An 18297-nucleotide genomic window follows, 5' to 3' on the forward strand; every position below is an offset into this window, starting at 1 on the left:
TCCGAATTTTCGGAGGCTTTATTTTTGGGTAAATTTGCAATTCGATTCAACTTTATTGTTTACTTTAATTGCATGAAAACCAAAATACTTGTTACATTAATTATCCTCACCTTTTGTATCAGCTGCGGTTATTTATTTCAACTGAAACCTAATAAAAAGATTACACATCGTATCGAATATTCATTTCAACAAACAAAACAACCCGTTGATTTGACAACTTTGGATTTAGGAATTCAATGGGACAAATTCTTGATACTCCAGCCATATAGCCAACCAAAAGATATAGCGAAAAAACTACCTCAACTTGACTTACAAAATATCTATCAATCAGATATTATGTATTCAGATAATCATTTTGAATTAGTATTTATAAAGAATAACAAATCCATTGCGACATGTAATCTTTCCAGAAATATTAAAATTTCACCTAAAGGGCAATTGAACTTATTTGAAACTAATTAGAGGAAATTTTCATGTTTTTCATCTGTTCCTTTTCACTCTTCGACAAATCTTTAGCCGAATAAGAGATTAAAGAAATATTATCCTCTGAATCTTGCGTAAAAATCAATATTTCAAAATTGGGTTCTTTGTCAAAAAAATAAGTATTCAAATTATTTCCATCATCATTCACAGAAATCAAATTTGTGTAAGATTTTTGATGAATTAATTTTTCAATTTCAACTTTTGTTTTTCCATACAAACTATCGTCTTTATCAACTGTAACAGTTTGAATAAATAAAGGAATTTTCTTTCCCGTAATAGAATCTGTTCCATTTTGCTTCACTGAAGAATATTCTGTACCATCTACACTTTTCATTTTGTTAAAGAATTTAGCAGATGGCAACTGAGCAAATAATGTTGCTCCAAATAAAATTAAAAATGCAGTCAACAAACTTTTCATAATCAATAATAATTTTGAGATTTGGTATTTCTTAATCGTAAGTTACCACGAATTCCATCATTTTCCTAAAATTCCATTTTTTAAAGGAGCATTTTCTTCAATATAACTTTGAATTTCAAAAAGCACGTTTAAGTCGGGCTCATATAGTCATCAGTCACAATCCTTGGGGGAATTATCAGAAAAATTTACTGAGCAATTTCTTTACACAAAATAATACAGTTTCTAAAAAAGAATTGAGAATATAACTTTTCTTATTCCAAAATAAAGCCTCCGAAAAATTCGGAGGCTTTATTTTGAGTCTAATTTTTAGTTCAACATTTGATTTTAAATATGTCGAGATCTTCTCAAAGCTACCATAAATTAACTTTTCAAATTTTCCATCAAGAATATTAGAAATACTGACAACCCAAAACTAAACAACAAGTTTTATGTAATACCAATTCCGAAAATTGCCCTCCCATATTTCCAAATTAAAAGCATAGAATAATGAATTTAAAAATATGAGAAAAAATAAACAATTTATTTAGTAGGACAACCTGTATAATCTATTTTAAATGTAAAATCTTTAGTTGTTTCCCTTGTGATATTGGGATCACTATCATCTGGTTTGTATGCAGCTCCAGTACCCAAATCTACACCCAAACCTATAAGTCCAAACCCTACACAACTGAGTATAAAATTACCCGTTCTAAATTTGCGATCAAACTCTTTAGTTAAAGGAGGGCAATCATTTTGTTTAACTTCAACTTTTAGTCTCTTATCTCTTTTGTATAAGCCATTAGCAGAACCTGTACCAATTTTATCACCATTTACATATATATCCGCATTTGGATGGTCGCGTACTATAATGTTTGCGTGATATTTACTTCCACCAAAAATAACACCACAGCTATTTAAGGTTAACATTCCAAAAAGTCCAACAACTAGGACTAAATTCTTTTTCATATTTACAATTAGGGTTTATAATAGTTTGCAATATAAACGAAATTAATAATTAACACTTATTTTGCATTATATTAATTTTTCATTAATAACTATTAAAATTACATATTTTTAAAATCCCAATTTTCGAATTGAGGTAGATTCCTTTTATATGCTTCTAAATCCCAATAAATACCTTTACTTTTTGCGTACTTAGCAATAGGCTCTAAATCCATTTTTGCACGGCGAGCATCGACATTATCAGGATCTTCTAATGGTGCTATATATGCAGGTCTTCCTTTATCTTTATCCGCATAGGTAATTTGAGATCCATAAATTTGTTTTTTCCCTGCATATATATTTGCACGATCTATAGTTAATGCTACATCCGCCTTTTTCACTTCTCCTTTTTCAGCTTGTTTTTTTAATAGAGGTAGATATTTATCAATGATACTCTTATCTGAATGTTGAATAATCATCCACTGAACAAAAGAGACATCACCCACTTGTTTTTTAGTTAACCAACCATATTGATCTAATAATTTTTTAAGCCGCATAATATTGATACTATCTGAAATGTCCGCTAGAGTCCATAGACTATCTACTTTTTTCGAATCCTCAATAATACTACTATCAAAAGTTACTAAATATCGATAATGTTGATCATCATACCACATTTCGTCCAATTGATGACGAAGTGCTAGATTATAATGATTCAATTGTGCAATTGAATCATCCTTCTGTTGTAATAATTTCTCAAATTCCGGCCATTGAATAAAAGAATGTAATTTTTTAAAATTTACATTTAGCCTCATTATTGTCAATTGAGGCACTTTACACATTTCTGCATAAAAACCAAGATACTTTATTGCTGAATCTAATTCATTAAGTTTACATGCGTCTTCTGCAGCCTTATAAAAAGATGTAGGATCGACACTATCTAAAGGATAATTTGAAAAAGTTTCACTATATGCTAACAATGCTTCCTTATATTTACCTTCCGAATACAAATCATTAGCCTCTTTGGATTGGGCAAATGCATTTGCAGTAATAACCACTTGCAAGAAAAATAATAAAACGTATTTCATATATTTTAATTTAAGCACTCATTTTCCATATTCCACTCTTTATAAAACTGCTCTAAAAATTGCAACAAAAACTGCTGTCTTTTTTCCGCTATTGCAATGGCTGTTCGCGTGTGCATTAATTCTTTCAGTTTCAATAATTTATCATAAAAATGTTGAACGGATGTATTTTGAGTAGGATCAATTGGATTATAAATTGAATGTCCAACGGAGCCGCCATAGGCAAATGCTCGCGCTATACCAATCGTCCCGATTGCATCTAGCCTGTCCGCATCTTGGACGATCTTTGCTTCAAGAGACTCCGCATGTTTTCCTTTACTAAAGGAAACTTGCGATACGATAGTCACTATCCGATCAATAAGACTCGTGCCTAATGAATATTCGGACAAGAAATTTCTAATCAGTTCTTCACTTTTATCCACACCCCCATTTAATTTGTAATCCCCAATATCATGTACCCAAGCAGCCAAAGTACACACAAACGCGTCCGCATGTTCCGCCTGTGCGATTTGCCGAGCCATATATGCTACACGAGCAATATGATAATAGTCGTGTCCTGTACTTTCATTTAAAAATTGGGATTTTATATCTGTTTCTATTTTTTCCAATAATAATTCTTTCTCCATTTCCATATTTCAAAAATAATGCATTCAATATATTTGCAGCCGTATGATGTTAGATGTTAAAGTTGGCTTGATGTGGGAGCCCGAAAATTTATGGAAAAACAAACCTTATTTTTCATTAGTTACTATTACTAAAAAAGATGGCATTCCTCAATACCGTCAAGATCTTCTCAACAAAAAAAATATCGACAAAATCAGTAGTCAGTGGAGTAGCTCTATCGTACAACTCTTGGAAGAGTTGAGCACAGAAGCCAATCTTAAAGTCGAAGCTGCTATCGCCAAACAAAAGGCCAAAATGGGCAATAATCCTACAGCGAATATGCTTTTTCAAAAAGCATTGACTGAGCACCGCATGAAACAAATCCAAATGTTGATGCCCAAAAGTGGAGCGATTGTTACCATGCACAAGATTATCAATAAGGAAACAGGAAATCCTTTAGTGGCACCTTGTAAATTTGCACGTAAAATAGCTCAGATACAACTTGAAATAACAAAAACTGGAAATCAATTTGGACTAAAGACAACGATAATTGGAGAAAATGAATCGTTCGAACTAGAGGAATCTAATCGATTTCAATATATGATTGTACACGATTCCGTTTGGCATCTTATTTCATATAAGGATTTTCAAACTTTGGAATGGTTACAAGACACAGATTTAGAAACTTTAGGGCAATCGTCTACCGAATTTGCAGAAAAAGTTATTCAAAAACTAGAGAAAGACTATACTATAGATAAGCGAATATTTTTCCCTGCCGAGACCGTAGAATCTCTGCCTCAACGCAATATCTTGTTTACTGAGTTAAGTAATTCTTTTCTCATGTTAACGCCTCGTTGGGAATATGATGGCTTTATGATTGAGGGTGACTATAAAAGCGAGGAAACTCGAAAAGCAGGTGGAAAAGACTATGTAATTCATAGAAACGAACAAGAGGAAAAAGATTTTCGAACCTATATTCAAAGTTTGCATCCAGATTTTCCAACACAATCACATCGTGGATTTTATTTTCTCTCTTTTGCAAATGCGAAGAAAAAACAATGGTTCATCAAAGCATATCGCGAACTATTAAATAATAATATAGACGTGGTTGGTTTGGATATGTTGCAACATTTTCGTTATTGTCCATTTGAACCAACAACAGAATTAAACTATCAAAAAAAAGAAGGAAGCAAACTAGAATATTTTGCTAAAGTACTATTTGGAAAAGAAGAAGTCCCATTATTGACTGTACAAAAAATGTTATTAGCAGGTCAACGAAATGTGCTACTAAAAGATGATTCTATTGCCGTATTTACAGATGAATGGGTAAAAGAATACGCGCTTTTTTTTAAACACGCAGCTGTCTACAAAAATCGATTAACGATTCCATCTTGGGTACTCATTGGCAAGTTAAATACTATAGAAAATACGCAAAAGGAAAATATTGCAGAAATCGTACCAGCAGATTGGCAAAAACTATGGCTACAATGGCAAACCGAAGAAATTTTATACTCCGTTCCGACTTGTATCGAAACCCAACTACGCCCCTATCAGCAAAAGGGATTTGAATGGATGATTTTATTATCCAAAATCGAAGCTGGTGCTTGCCTTGCCGACGATATGGGATTAGGAAAAACTTTACAAACTATATGTTTTTTAACTTGGTTAAAAGAACAGCATCCCGATGGAAAATCTATTATAGTCTGCCCAGCATCCTTGATTTACAACTGGGAAGCGGAGTGGAAAAAATTCGCACCAACGATAAAAATTGCGGTACATAATGGACAGAATAGAGATTTTGAAAAAACTACAAAAGACGGTTTTGATATTTTAATACTAAGTTACCATACATTCAGGCAAGACATGGGAATCATTGCTGAAAATACTTGGCTTGGCGCAGTAGTCGATGAAAGTCAAAATATCAAAAATCCTTCTGCTCAAATTACGAAAGCTATATACGAACTAAAAGCGATGCATCGAATAGCGTTAAGTGGCACGCCGATCATGAACAATACATTTGATCTATATGCGCAACTACAATTTTTACTTCCAGGACTATTAGGCAATCGTGAATTTTTCAAAAAAGAATACGCTATTCCTATTGATAGAGATGGCAGCCAAGAGAAAAGTAGCGCGTTACGACAGTTAACAGCGCCATTTATTTTACGAAGAACAAAAAAACAAGTTGCGACAGATCTCCCAGATAAAACAGAGAGTATTTTGTGGTGTGAAATGACCGAAGACCAACAAGCTTTTTACAATGAAGTAAAAGCTGACATTCAAGATAGTTTGTTTATCGGCATTCAAAATGAAGGCTTGGAACGCAGTAAACTCAATATCTTGCAAGGCATTCAAAAATTACGTCAGATATGTGATGCTCCTAGTTTAATGAAAGACCAAGACGATTATAGTCCATGTAGTGAATCTATTAAAATTGATCGTATTTTAGATGAAATGGAACGTATAAGTGATTCTGGAAACAAGGCACTCATATTTTCACAGTTTACCGGAATGTTGCATTTAATTGCAGATAAACTAAAGGAAAGAGGCATTTCTTTTTATCATTTTGATGGTAGTACGGCTATTGAAAAGCGGCAAGAAATGGTCAAAAATTTCCAAGAGGAAAATAATACAACCACTGCATTTTTGATCAGTTTAAAATCTGGAAATGCCGGATTGAATTTAACCTCTGCGCAATATGTCTATTTGGTCGATCCTTGGTGGAATAAGGCAGTAGAGCAACAAGCCATTGACCGAACGCACAGAATCGGGCAAAAAAATAATGTATTTGCCTATCGTATGATTTGTAAAAATTCGATCGAAGAAAAAATCATTTCTCTACAGAGCAAAAAACAATTGCTTTCAGAAGAATTAGTCGGAGCAGAAGAAGGGTTTGTAAAAAATTTATCAGAAGAAGATTTACAATATTTGTTTAGTTAAGGAATAGCTGAATGCGAAAAGCGGATGGCTAAAGGTAGAATTGAGGATTGAAGTAAATTTTGTGGTAACTATTAATTATCAGAACACATAGAAATGTGTTACTGTAAAATTTAACACCGTACCAAATCCACTAGCAATTACTTTACTCCAATAAAAATTAATTTTAAGTTTCTTATTACAGATATAAATAACTATTAAATTAATTCCCAACGCTACTAAATTGACTATAAAAAATAGACTTATCGCTCGGATATCAACGATTGACTTGGAATGATAATTATAGATCGCATTTAATACATAATTATTCGTTACCCCAAGTACAAAACCAATACTGGTCGCAACGAATGGATTCCATTTTAGCTTTTCCTTCAAAAACCATGTACTGCCGAAATCCCAAACCATCCCCACAACACCAATCAAAGAAAACAGAACAAAATGCCTCAAACCATTCGTCATTTTTTGGCATTCAATTTCGCTCATAATTTATTGATTATGCAAAACATTTGTTTATACTATTATTAATTTTTCATAACGCAATAATTATTACCTTGCTCGTATGAAAAGTGGTCATGCAGATCTTCCCTTACACTATGGCACCGTTCCCTTGTGGCTTGCGCAAAGAATGAGTTCTTTGGGTGGAGCTATTGTGGAGTCTATATTGTTGGAGTATGGCAAACAATCCTTGTTGGAGCACTTTAGTAATCCATTTTGGTTTCAATCTTTGGGATGTGTTTTGGGGATGGATTGGCACTCTTCCGGTATTACAACATCCGTTTTGGGCGCTTTGAAAAAATATGTCAATCCCCGTTCCAATGAATTGGGAATTTATATGTGTGGCGGTCGAGGAAAAGCTTCGCGTAAAACACCCGCTGAATTATTGGCAATCGCCGAAAAAACGGGTTTGGATGGTAATTCTTTAGTGTATAGTAGCAAACTTGCGGCAAAAGTCGATAACAATGCTATTCAAGATGGATTTCAGTTGTATTTACACTCTTTTATTCTTTCTGATGAAGGCGAATGGACGATTGTCCAACAAGGCATGAATACGGAATCTAAAATGGCGCGCCGTTATCATTGGTTATCCTCAGAAGTAAAATCATTTGTCGAAACACCACATCAATTTATTTATGGTCCTAATCAAGGCGAAATATTAAATCTTACGGATAAAAATGCCACATCCACCAAGTCTAGTATGTTGGAATTGACCAAGGAGCGACCAGTGGATTTATTGCAAGAACTTCAACTCATTTTACCCAAACATCATGAAGTAACTGCAAAAGACGTCAATTTGAAAAGATTGGGCGCCGCACTAGCATTGGCACATGAGACAGATATCAGTTCGATCGAATCCTTAATGCTCCTCAAAGATGTAGGACCACGCACCTTGCAATCTTTGGCATTAGTAAGTGAGGTGATCCATGGTACACCTTCTCGGTTTGAAGATCCTGCACGTTTTTCTTTTGCACATGGAGGCAAGGATGGACATCCTTTTCCAGTACCAATCAAGATATATGATCAGACGATTGAGCACATGCATACAGCCATTGAAAAGGCCAAAATGGACGACAAAGAAAAATCGTCTGCGCTTTTCAACTTAACTCGTGTAAGTCAAGAATTGGAAAAAGGATTTACCCCAAATGATCGTTTTGACGATTGGATCGAAAAAGAAAGAGCCGAATCCTACAAATATGGAGGACGTTCCGTTTTTGGAAAAGCGCAGCCGCCAAAAAATGGCGACCAATTATCGCTTTTTTAAGTAATTTAGATTAGAATGTTAATGGTTTATCATCAGGATCTGTCGCCTTCATAGTGGTCTCAATTTTATCAATATCAACATCTACATATTGTTTTTGATCTTTATTACTATTAAAAACATCGATTGCATCTGCAAGTTGGTTTTTCTTAGCTTTTTTCTCTGCTTTCGGATCTCCCGCAACTAATCTCAAAACCATATCATTTGTAGCAAGAGTCAAGACTCCATTTTGTTTTAGATAAATCGAATTCAACTCTACAGACATCGGCACATACATCACAATTGCTTTCTTTTTCATATCCACATTTGGTTCAATGAGCCAAATACTATCCTTATATGGATAAGCAATAGAAGTATCTTTTTTAATTATATTTCGTATAGAAATAGTATTTTTTGGATAAATAAGACTATCCTTTAACGGCTTTTTTAACTTGATATACGTTTGCTTATTCTCTGTGACCATAGTCCCCTTACATCTAATTGTATCTTGATTTTTTAGAACAATCAAGTACATCGTATTTTTAAAAGGATCACCACTACCATAATTAAAATACATAGGCATATAGTGAAAAGTTGTAGTACTTACAGTACCATAAGGCGTATTTATACGCGTAGTTACAAATTGCGCATGTGTATTAGAGTGGAGAATTAGGATGACAAATAAGCTTAAAAATAACAATTTCATTCTCTGAATCTTCATAATTAGTAGCATTTGGTATAAGTTTGATTATCTATTTGAAATACAATGTTAGTAAAATAGAAGAAATGAATAACCCATTTCTTTTTCTAATAGTAAGATTTACATAAAAGAAACAATGCACAGCAAGATTAAAAACGACTGAACAATTCACTATTAAAAATATTAAAAACAGAACAAAATACATTATTTATAAATAATTAAGAATATAATTCAAAATATACATACCTTTACTGTATGAATAACTCATTTGAATTAGATGCGGTGGATTTTCAAATTTTGAATGCATTTCAGGAAAATTCCAAAATTTCCAATGCGGAATTGAGCCGCGAATTGGGAATGGCGCCTTCTGGTGTATTGGAACGTGTGAAAAAGTTGGAACAAAAAGGTGTAATCAAAGGCTATACAATTCAAATAAATCCATTGGCACTAGATCAAAAGTTATTGGCATTCATTTCCATAAAGACTTCAGATGCATTTGGTTCAGAAGTTACAGGATTGGCATTGGCGAAGATTCCAGAGATACAAGAGGTACATAATGTAACTGGTGAGGATTGTTTTCTCATAAAAATTAGAGTCCGAGATTCAGAACATTTGATGAATATCATGCGAAATTCCTTTAGTAAAATCAAGGGTATCGTCTCCACCAAGACGATAATCGTACTAGAGGCCGTGAAAGAAACAAATCATTTAAATATTCAAAAAAATTAATCCATGTCCAACAATACCAAAGCGCCATTATCCATGGTCGTACTTGCTTTTGCACTCGTTTATATCGTCTGGGGGTCGACTTATTTTTTCATACAAAATGCATTGAAAGGCTTCACTCCTTTTGTATTAGGAGCGATTCGCTTTGTTAGTGCTGGTATTATTTTATTGTTGATTTGCAGAGCGAAAGGATTAGATATATTTAAATGGAGACAGATTAAAATTGCTGCGTTATCGGGGTTCTTACTTTTGTTTTTAGATAATGGTATGTTCATTTGGGCGGAGCAATATTTACCTAGTAGTTTGGCTGCAATCATGGCATCCACGGTTACTTTGTGGTTTATATTTTTAGATAAAAGACAATGGAAAGTCAATTTCTCTAGTAAAAAAATATTATTAGGCGTATTGATTGGATTGATTGGCGTAGTATTATTATTTTGGGAAAGATTGCAATTAATTTTCCATACAGGATTTAAAAAAGAGCAACTAATCGCCTTACTAATGTTGACCTTCGGACCATCCACATGGGCAATTGGTTCCTTGTATTCCAAATACAAATCTGACAAAGACGATAATGCATTTGTGTCAACAGGCTGGCAGATGTTATTTGCAGGAATTATTTTCTTAGTGGGTAGTTTTATCAAAGGAGATATGCAAAAAGTAGAATGGGCACATTTACCTGTGAGATCCATTTATTCCTTAGTTTATTTAATCGCATTTGGTTCCTTATTAGCGTACACTTCCTATGTATGGCTTTTGCAAGTAAAGTCTGCAACTATAGTAAGCACACACGCTTATGTCAATCCGGTGATTGCCGTATTTCTAGGCGCATTATTCGGACATGAGGACATTTCATTTATTCAAATAATTGGGTTGATAATCATATTAAGTAGCGTATTACTCATCAGTAGGATCAAAATAAAATGGCCTATTAAACGCAAAGCGCAATTCACGCCATAGAGATTAACATCTTCTTAAAAGTTGATCGTGTAACTATTGCATTATTGCGCTGTCTTATTTATAGTTTGAACCTAATAAAATGAAAAACTATGAAAAGTAAAAATATTTGGCACATTTTGATTGGAGTGAGTATTATCGCAATGATTATGCAATCTTGTGTGGTAGCGCAACCTGGTTATGCCTACGGTCCACCACCTCCAAGACATTATCATCATCGTCCACATTATTACTATTATTAGTAGAAACACATCGGAATTGATATATAGATTGGAAGGCGACCAAAATTGGTCGCCTTATTTATTAAACCTCATCCCAACCCTCCACCTAAAGGCGAAGGACAAGACCTCTGTAACGACTTATAACTAACGACCTACTACTTATAACTATCTACTGATAACTTTATACATTCCCTTACCTTTGCACGCAAATTGAATTCATGTTATATTTCAGAAAGCCCGGCAATATTACTATTACTTGTCACAATCGCATCGCGCCCTATTTAGCTCAAGAGGTAAAAGCCTTAGGTTTTGCCATTGAAGAGGAATTTGTTACTGGCGTAAAAATCAAAGGTTCTTTAAACGATTGTATTCGTTTGAATCTGAATTTAAGATGTGCAAGTCAAGTTTTGTATAGCTTACGCAAATTTTCTGCGAGAAATGCTGATGAAATATATAATGAAGCACGCAAAATGCAATGGGAATCTATCCTACCTATCAATGCGTACTTGACCATTACGAGCTCTGTTAATAACGAAACGATTAACAATAGCATGTTTGCCAATGTACGTGTAAAAGATGCGATTGTGGATAGATTACGCTACAAAACTGGCCGTCGTCCTGACACCGGTTCCGATCCGGAAGCCTCAGTAATTCATCTTTTTTGGAAAGAAGAAGAAGCTGAAATATTTGTAGATACATCTGGGCATTCATTAGGAAGACACGGCTATCGCAAATATCCTGGACAAGCGCCGATGTTGGAAGCTTTAGCAGCAGCCACTATCTATGCTACAGGTTGGGATAGAGTTTCTCCTTTTATCAATCCAATGTGTGGTTCGGGTACGTTAGCCATTGAGGCTGCCATGATTGCCACGAATAGAGTGCCCGGACTATTTAGAGACAATTATGGATTTAAACATATTTTGGGGTTTGAAGAGGCTATTTTTGAAGAAGAAAAAATGAGAATTCAAAAGCAAATCAAACATCCAGATAATTTGCAAATTATTGCCTCCGACCATAGTCGTGACGCCATCAAAAATGCACGTTTGAATGCAGCGGCGGCCGATGTATTGGAATATATTACGTTGGATCAATGTGATTTTGAGGTAAGCACGGTACCAGAAACAAACAATGGTATTCTGATGATGAATCCTGAATATGGTCTACGTCTAGGTGAAATTGAAGAACTCGAAGTAACCTATGCACGCATTGGTAATTTTATGAAACAAAAATGTGGAGGTTACACAGGTTTTATATTTACTGGAAATCCAGATTTGGGTAAAAAAATCGGTCTCAAACCTAAAAGAAAAATTGAATTTTACAATAGTAAATTGGATTGCAGACTTTTAAAATACGAACTATACGAAGGCACTAAACGTCGTATTAAAACAGAGGATGAAGATTAAAATTATAGTTAAAAAGCCTTTCTAAAAATCTATTTAGAAAGGCTTTTTTCATTTAACTATGTTATTGCAATTGATTAGCTAGATCTTTAAGATAGTCAACATGCTTACCGTATTGTCTTTGAAAGGAATATCGGCTAATAAACACTGCTAATACTATATACGCTACATATCCTAATATCCTAATAAAAATACTCAAATGAAACCAAGATCCAAGATCTCGTAAATAATTAGCAGGATGATAGAGGAAAGCAAACTCCAAACATATTGTGTACACAACTGCCATAATGATGATCATCCATCTTTGCCATTTTAGATATTTGGCAATTTTTAGTACTTTAGATTGAATTTCAGATTTTATTGGATTTTTAATATTTCTCAAATCACTTAGCACAATCATAATCGCAAATTGAAATATTCCACCTATCAATGCCAAAGCAATCATTGGGAGTAAAAAATAGAGTACACCATTCTCATTATTGGACAATTGATGCCAAAGTCCATCCCAACCACCTTTCTGTAAAGTAATAAATGTCAACAAAACTATCCAAGTAATGGCTGTATACAAAGCGGTTCTTTTATATTTTTCTCTTAGACTTGCGATAGGTCCATAATTCTTATTTTGTAACATTTTCATAATATTTTGCACATCAGGAGCTTCGGATACATCGAGCTTCTGATCTTGCCAGGCTTGTTTTAGATCGTCTAGTTCCATGATGTTATGATTTAATAATTTGTTTTAATTTTTCCTTAATTCTGTTCACTTTTACGCGTAGAGTAGCTTCATTTATACCCATAATATCTTCCATTTCTTTATAGGATTTATCCTCCAGATACAACATAACTATTGCCTTATCGATTTCATTTAACTGAGCAATGGCTTTATATAAGACACTCAATTGATCATCTTGTGAGGCATCATAACTTAGCGTAATTGTCGATTGTGGCAATTCGTTTGGATCCGTACTTTTGATAAAAGATTTACTTTTTCTAAGACCTGCAATAGCTGTATATATGGCCACTTTATACAACCAAGTACGGAATTTGGCATCACCCTTGTACTTCGGGTAAGATTGCCAAGCAGCGATCAGAATCTCTTGAAATAAATCCTTTCTATCGTGTGTATCGTACGCATATACGCGACAGACTTTCATCACCAAGAGCTCGTTCTCCTTGATCAGTTTTGCAAAGTCCTCTTTTTGTTTTAAGTCACTCAATTTGTAAAGGCGTTTGAATAATTAGTAGCGAACGCATTAAAAATGTTACACAAAAAATGAAAATATTTTTTATTTTTCTTTTCTCTTAATAGAAAAGAAACAAAAGATCAAGGCTGGTATTGTCTTAACTAAAAATCAATCGTTTCGTCGGAAAGAATATAAATTGCTTCGCGCTACAACGTGGTCGCTTCGCTCAGACATATATTCTTTCTATCGACTACACTGATTTATTTTCTTAACGTTAATCCAATAAATACCAATACAGAACATAGTCAATTTTTATTTGAAATAATTCCTTTCCTCCTAATATTGCACCTCATCCCAACCCGCATCCTAAAGAAGAAGGGCAAAAAATAACATTATCCCTTCATTTCTTATCAAGAACTTTTTATAACTATTCATAAAAAAAGCTCAACTGAAAAATTATCAATTGAGCTTTAATATGAATAGTATTTATAGTTTCTATTTACCCGAATAGGTAATCTTATACACTCTTCCTTTTACATCATCCGTAACATATAAAGCGCCATCGGGGCCTTGTGCCAAACCACATGGGCGATGAGCCGCGTCTCCAGGATTTTGTAATGGAGCATCTGTACCAGGAAATCCCTTTGCAAATATTTCATAGTCACCAAATGGTTTTCCATCTTTAAATGGTTGAAACACTACACAAAAACCTTGTTGTGGTTTGGGTGCACGATTCCAACTACCATGAAATGCGATGAATGCGCCATTTTTATATTTTGCAGGAAATTGATTTCCCGTATAAAAAAGTAACCCATTCGGTGCCCAATGCGCAGGATAATTGGCAATAGGATTCAAATAAGAGCTATCGGCTTTTCTTTTTCCATTACCTCCATATTCCGGAGCCAATAATAATTTCTTTTGAAATGGATCATAATACACGTAAGGCCAGCCTGCATTATCACCTTGATGTAATTCATACAAACTCTCTGCTGGAATCTCTGCACTTTTTTCAGCATCAAAAAATTTGGGAGCCATATCTGCTAATTGGTCGCGTCCATGCTGCATTACAAATAAAGACTGCGTCTGTGTATTCCAATCCAAACCAACCACATTGCGCAAACCCGTTGCATATCTTGAGCCATCTTTATATTTCTGATTGATCTTATTGGCATCAAATTTCCAAATACCTCCCGCAGAATCCAAAATCGGACAGGGGTACATACCACGAGAGCCTGGCACTCTGTCTTCCATCTGACAAGCATTAGAATAAGCGCCAATATTTACATATATATTACCGTTCGGATCAATGGTAAATGCTTTGGCTTGATGTTCATTACGCGCAATCAGTCCTTCTACTATAGTTGTAGGTAGATTGGTATCCATGATATAACCATCAGAATTTATTTTGTATCGATAAATGCCTTCATCAGAGGATGCGTAAAGATTATTGTCATATATATCAATGCCAGTACCGGCAAAATCCCCAAAATATTTTAATTGATCTGCAACTCCATCATTGTTTCGATCTTTTAATATCGCAATACCTTTTCCATCTTTCAATGCCATCAACTTGATGTAAACAACATTATTTTGAGACACGACAATATGACGAGTTTCCCCGATACTGTCTGCAAAAATCTTGGCTACAAAACTGTCTGGCACATTAATTCCAGAGCTATCTGGATTGGCAACTAAATTATCGACATCTGGATTATTGGAACTATCAAACGAATTGCCTGTGGCATCTGTATTGTCATTATTACAAGCTGTAATAGAAATTAGACACAAGGCAATCGCTGCAAAAGACAAAACTTTACGTAGTAGCATACACATATTTTTGGAGAACAATACTGTCTATCCTACCAAAATTATTCCATTTTATTGTAAGTCCAACATAACAAATTGTGAATTTAAAGCTGGGCTCGCCTCTAATATTTGCGGTAATAAGGTGGGACCATACACAGAATAAAAACTGGAAACATTTTCAACACGTTCCTGCAAGCTATCATGCGGAAATAATATTTCCTTTAGCTTTTCCAAACGTTCTTTTTCTGCTATAAGTTTATTTCGTTCGGCCTTTTGGATTTTCTTTTCTAAACGTTGGATTTTGTTGATCGCTTGCGTGTACAATGCCATCACGTGTTTTTGTAAAGAACTAGAGGATGCTACTGCTTTTTGACCAATATTTAGGTAAATAGCTTTTAACGCATCCATCTCTGCATTTAACTCATGTTTTCCACTTTTTCGAATGGACAATTCATCCAAAATTTGAAAAGTTGGCTTGAATAACCAATGTGGTTGGAGCTCCAAAGACGCAAATCTTTTTGTTTGAATTTTATTCAACAAGGCAAATGAATTGCGTAAAAGCAAAATGGGATAGGGCACATTGACCGAAGCAAATACATTTTTCAATTCCAGCCAATAAGCTATTTCACCACCACCTCCAACGAAAATAATATTAGGTAAAACCGTTTCTTGAAATGCGCCACGCAAAATCACATTACCGCTAAAACGCTCTGGATAACTTTCTAATTCATTTAAAATCTCGGCTTCCGAGAATTCTAAATTCAAACTTTGAACGAAGTATTTCCCTTCGGCAAATTCAATTCTTTCGCGATGATCTTCAAATAAGTAAAATAAGTTGAGATCACGACCACTCGCCTGTTGTTTGTAACCAGCTTTATGCAGTGCATCAGCCGTTTTGGTAACTATTTTATGTGAAAATCTTTCGAGTAGCTCTTTTTTAATAACAGGTTCAAATGTTTTTTTCAATGCAGCATTATCGGGAATCAGCGTAATCAATCCCATTTCCCCAAAAAGAAAATGCATAATCTCCAAAGTCGCTTGTTGGATTGTTTTTCCTAACGAGTAACATCGATCAAACATTTCTGTCAACTCCTTTCCGAAAGGATTTACATCGATTTGACGCTTTAATTGTTCCAATATTTTACGCAAATCATTGTCGACAATCATTCTTCCAACTGCACCTGTTTGCTTGGTTTCCCAAACATATTTCTTTCCATCCACTGTAAATTGTCCGATTTCATCCAGATCCGCATCTTCACTTCCCATATAATATACGGGAACGAAATCATATTGTGGAAATTCTTTTTTCAGGTAAATGGACAATTGAATGACGTGCAATATCTTGTACATCATATACAAAGGTCCAGTGAAAATATTGGGTTGATGCGCGGTTGTAATAGTGAAAGTTGTATTTGACTTTAATAAATCAATATGCAAATTTTCTTTTTCAGTAAGTTCGATTCCTTGATATTGTAAGCGTAACTCATCATGCAAAATCTGACGATTTTGTGCAAATTGCTTTCGATTTTCAATAGCTGCATTTACCCCATCCAAAGAAACATCGTGTAAATAAAACGGACGCATTTCTTCGCGAGCTTCCCTATAATCGACGGCAATTTTGGAGAAAAAACCGGTATCTGAAAACGATAAATTTGTTGCCATTACAATACTTTCTTTCAACTATAAATGCTTAAAGCTAAATGCAAAAAGCATAAACCATAAAGTTAAAATTTAAAGAATACATCTTCCAACTATTAATTAAATTCTATTCCACTACTACCCCTTCCAAATCAAAATCATACGCTTTAACAATTTTGACCATAACAAAATCACCAATCGTTAATTTCTTTTTAGATGCGATAATTATTTCATTGTCCACTTCTACACTGTCAAACTCTGTTCTACCAATATATTTACCAGCTTCTTTCTTATCTATCAAAACCTTCAAAGTCTGTCCGACTTTTTCTTGATTTTTTTCGTAACTAATTTCCGCTTGTAGATCCATGATCTCTTGCGCACGTCGTTCTTTCTCCTCTGCAGGCACATCATCCACTAATTCGCCAGCAGAAGTACCTTCTTCATGACTATAAGGGAAAATACCTACGCGGTCAAATCTTTGTTCGCGTAAAAAATCTTTTAGTTCTTCAATATCTTGCAAAGTCTCGCCAGGAAAACCCGCAATCAAAGTAGTACGCAAACAAATACCTGGATTTTTCGCTCTAATTTCTTTGATCAAATCTTCCATTTCTTTACGCGTACTTTGACGCTTCATGGCTTGCAACATGTGATCGCTAGCGTGTTGCAATGGCATATCCAGGTAATTACAGATATTGGCATGTTTATTCATCACATCCAATACATCCATTGGAAATTTATTAGGATAAGCGTAATGCAAACGAATCCATTCCAATCCTTCCACCGCTGCCATTTTATCTAAAAGCTCCGCTAATTTGCGTTCTTTATAAATATCCAAACCATAATAAGTCAATTCCTGTGCGATCAACATAATCTCTTTCACACCATTTTTAACCAAACGTTCCGCTTCACTGACCAACTCTTCTATTGGTCTGCTTACGTGTTTACCACGCATCAAAGGAATCGCACAAAAAGCACAAGTACGGTTACAACCTTCACTTATTTTCAAATAAGCATAATGTTTTGGCGTACTTAAAAGTCTTTCACCCAAAAGTTCTTTTTTGTAATCTGCATTCAATGCTTTTAACATCAAAGGCAATTCAAATGTTCCGAACCATTGATCGACTTCAGGAATCTCATCCTCCAAGTTATCACGATATCTTTCGCTCAGACAGCCGGTAACGTACACTTTATCCAATTTCCCCTCACGTTTCAATTCTACTTGTTCCAATATCGTATTGATACTTTCTTCCTTAGCCTTGTCGATAAAGCCGCAAGTATTGACCACCACGATATTATGATCGAGTTTCTCATTTTCATGCGCTACATCGATGGCATTGGCTTTCAATTGACCACTCAACACTTCACTATCCACTAGATTTTTACTACAACCCAATGTGATAATGTTTACCTTATCTTGTTTTAAAGTTCTGACTTTCATAATTAGAGAGTGCAAAGTTAAATGAATGTTGGAACATATATTCAG

Annotated in this window: 18 protein-coding genes; 7 read left to right on the top strand and 11 right to left on the bottom strand. The window is 34.6% G+C overall.

The features are described from left to right. Nucleotides 1–72: 72 nt before the first annotated feature. Entirely contained in the window at nucleotides 73–462 is a 390-nt protein-coding gene (locus E0W69_RS13875) for a hypothetical protein (protein WP_131330637.1), read from the top strand. Here the strand turns inward: E0W69_RS13875 and E0W69_RS13880 are convergent. From E0W69_RS13880 to E0W69_RS13895, 4 genes are all read right to left on the bottom strand, one after another. Next, a complete protein-coding gene (locus E0W69_RS13880; protein WP_131330638.1) occupies nucleotides 455–901 on the bottom strand; it encodes a DUF4252 domain-containing protein in 447 nt (148 codons plus the stop codon). The two genes, E0W69_RS13875 and E0W69_RS13880, sit on opposite strands and share 8 nt — an antisense overlap. A 519-nt stretch (nucleotides 902–1420) precedes the next feature. Then, the gene (locus E0W69_RS13885) at nucleotides 1421–1846 is read right to left on the bottom strand and encodes a hypothetical protein (RefSeq protein WP_131330639.1); all 426 of its coding nucleotides are present in this window, start codon (nucleotides 1844–1846) and stop codon (nucleotides 1421–1423) included. Between the two features lie 98 nt (nucleotides 1847–1944). Next, nucleotides 1945–2910, bottom strand: coding sequence for a DUF6624 domain-containing protein (locus E0W69_RS13890; protein ID WP_131330640.1), 966 nt, complete (start codon nucleotides 2908–2910; stop codon nucleotides 1945–1947). Between the two features lie 5 nt (nucleotides 2911–2915). Beyond that, entirely contained in the window at nucleotides 2916–3539 is a 624-nt protein-coding gene (locus E0W69_RS13895; protein WP_225321264.1) for an HD domain-containing protein, read from the bottom strand. Between the two features lie 37 nt (nucleotides 3540–3576). Between E0W69_RS13895 and E0W69_RS13900 the strand changes: the two genes are divergently transcribed. Beyond that, nucleotides 3577–6450, top strand: a complete 2874-nt coding sequence (locus E0W69_RS13900) for a DEAD/DEAH box helicase (protein WP_131330641.1) — start codon at nucleotides 3577–3579, stop codon at nucleotides 6448–6450. 78 nt (nucleotides 6451–6528) lie between these two features. On the opposite strand, the gene E0W69_RS13905 is transcribed toward E0W69_RS13900, so the two are convergent. Next, entirely contained in the window at nucleotides 6529–6930 is a 402-nt protein-coding gene (locus tag E0W69_RS13905) for a GtrA family protein (protein ID WP_131330642.1), read from the bottom strand. Nucleotides 6931–7006: 76 nt separating this feature from the next. On the opposite strand from E0W69_RS13905, the gene E0W69_RS13910 reads away from it, so the two are divergent. Continuing rightward, nucleotides 7007–8206 (top strand): DUF763 domain-containing protein, encoded by a 1200-nt coding sequence (locus E0W69_RS13910; protein WP_131330643.1) that lies wholly within the window; start codon nucleotides 7007–7009, stop codon nucleotides 8204–8206. 10 nt (nucleotides 8207–8216) lie between these two features. Here E0W69_RS13910 and E0W69_RS13915 read toward each other — a convergent pair whose 3' ends face one another. Further along, entirely contained in the window at nucleotides 8217–8903 is a 687-nt protein-coding gene (locus E0W69_RS13915) for a hypothetical protein (protein WP_131330644.1), read from the bottom strand. Between the two features lie 234 nt (nucleotides 8904–9137). Between E0W69_RS13915 and E0W69_RS13920 the strand changes: the two genes are divergently transcribed. The 4 genes from E0W69_RS13920 to E0W69_RS13930 all read left to right on the top strand — a co-directional run bounded on the left by E0W69_RS13920 (nucleotide 9138) and on the right by E0W69_RS13930 (nucleotide 12189). Next, entirely contained in the window at nucleotides 9138–9611 is a 474-nt protein-coding gene (locus tag E0W69_RS13920) for an Lrp/AsnC family transcriptional regulator (RefSeq protein WP_131330645.1), read from the top strand. Nucleotides 9612–9614: 3 nt separating this feature from the next. Next, nucleotides 9615–10568, top strand: a complete 954-nt coding sequence (locus E0W69_RS13925) for an EamA family transporter (protein WP_225321265.1) — start codon at nucleotides 9615–9617, stop codon at nucleotides 10566–10568. Nucleotides 10569–10657: 89 nt separating this feature from the next. Continuing rightward, the gene (locus E0W69_RS20495; RefSeq protein WP_191967849.1) at nucleotides 10658–10807 is read left to right on the top strand and encodes a hypothetical protein; all 150 of its coding nucleotides are present in this window, start codon (nucleotides 10658–10660) and stop codon (nucleotides 10805–10807) included. A 197-nt stretch (nucleotides 10808–11004) separates the two neighbouring features. Next, the gene (locus tag E0W69_RS13930) at nucleotides 11005–12189 is read left to right on the top strand and encodes a THUMP domain-containing class I SAM-dependent RNA methyltransferase (RefSeq protein WP_131330646.1); all 1185 of its coding nucleotides are present in this window, start codon (nucleotides 11005–11007) and stop codon (nucleotides 12187–12189) included. 61 nt (nucleotides 12190–12250) lie between these two features. Here the strand turns inward: E0W69_RS13930 and E0W69_RS13935 are convergent, their stop codons facing one another. From E0W69_RS13935 to rimO, 5 genes are all read right to left on the bottom strand, one after another. Then, complete coding sequence (locus E0W69_RS13935; protein WP_131330647.1) at nucleotides 12251–12901, bottom strand: hypothetical protein; 651 nt, start codon at nucleotides 12899–12901, stop codon at nucleotides 12251–12253. Between the two features lie 4 nt (nucleotides 12902–12905). Next, nucleotides 12906–13403 (bottom strand): RNA polymerase sigma factor, encoded by a 498-nt coding sequence (locus E0W69_RS13940; protein WP_225321266.1) that lies wholly within the window; start codon nucleotides 13401–13403, stop codon nucleotides 12906–12908. A gap of 462 nt (nucleotides 13404–13865) precedes the next feature. Beyond that, complete coding sequence (locus tag E0W69_RS13945) at nucleotides 13866–15197, bottom strand: PQQ-dependent sugar dehydrogenase (RefSeq protein ID WP_225321267.1); 1332 nt, start codon at nucleotides 15195–15197, stop codon at nucleotides 13866–13868. A gap of 51 nt (nucleotides 15198–15248) precedes the next feature. After that, the gene (gene bshC, locus E0W69_RS13950) at nucleotides 15249–16838 is read right to left on the bottom strand and encodes a bacillithiol biosynthesis cysteine-adding enzyme BshC (protein ID WP_131330649.1); all 1590 of its coding nucleotides are present in this window, start codon (nucleotides 16836–16838) and stop codon (nucleotides 15249–15251) included. A 103-nt stretch (nucleotides 16839–16941) separates the two neighbouring features. Then, nucleotides 16942–18252, bottom strand: a complete 1311-nt coding sequence (rimO, locus tag E0W69_RS13955; RefSeq protein ID WP_131330650.1) for a 30S ribosomal protein S12 methylthiotransferase RimO — start codon at nucleotides 18250–18252, stop codon at nucleotides 16942–16944. Nucleotides 18253–18297: the final 45 nt, after the last annotated feature.

The sequence above is a fragment of the Rhizosphaericola mali genome, assembly GCF_004337365.2.
Classification (GTDB): Bacteria; Bacteroidota; Bacteroidia; order Chitinophagales; family Chitinophagaceae; genus Rhizosphaericola; species Rhizosphaericola mali.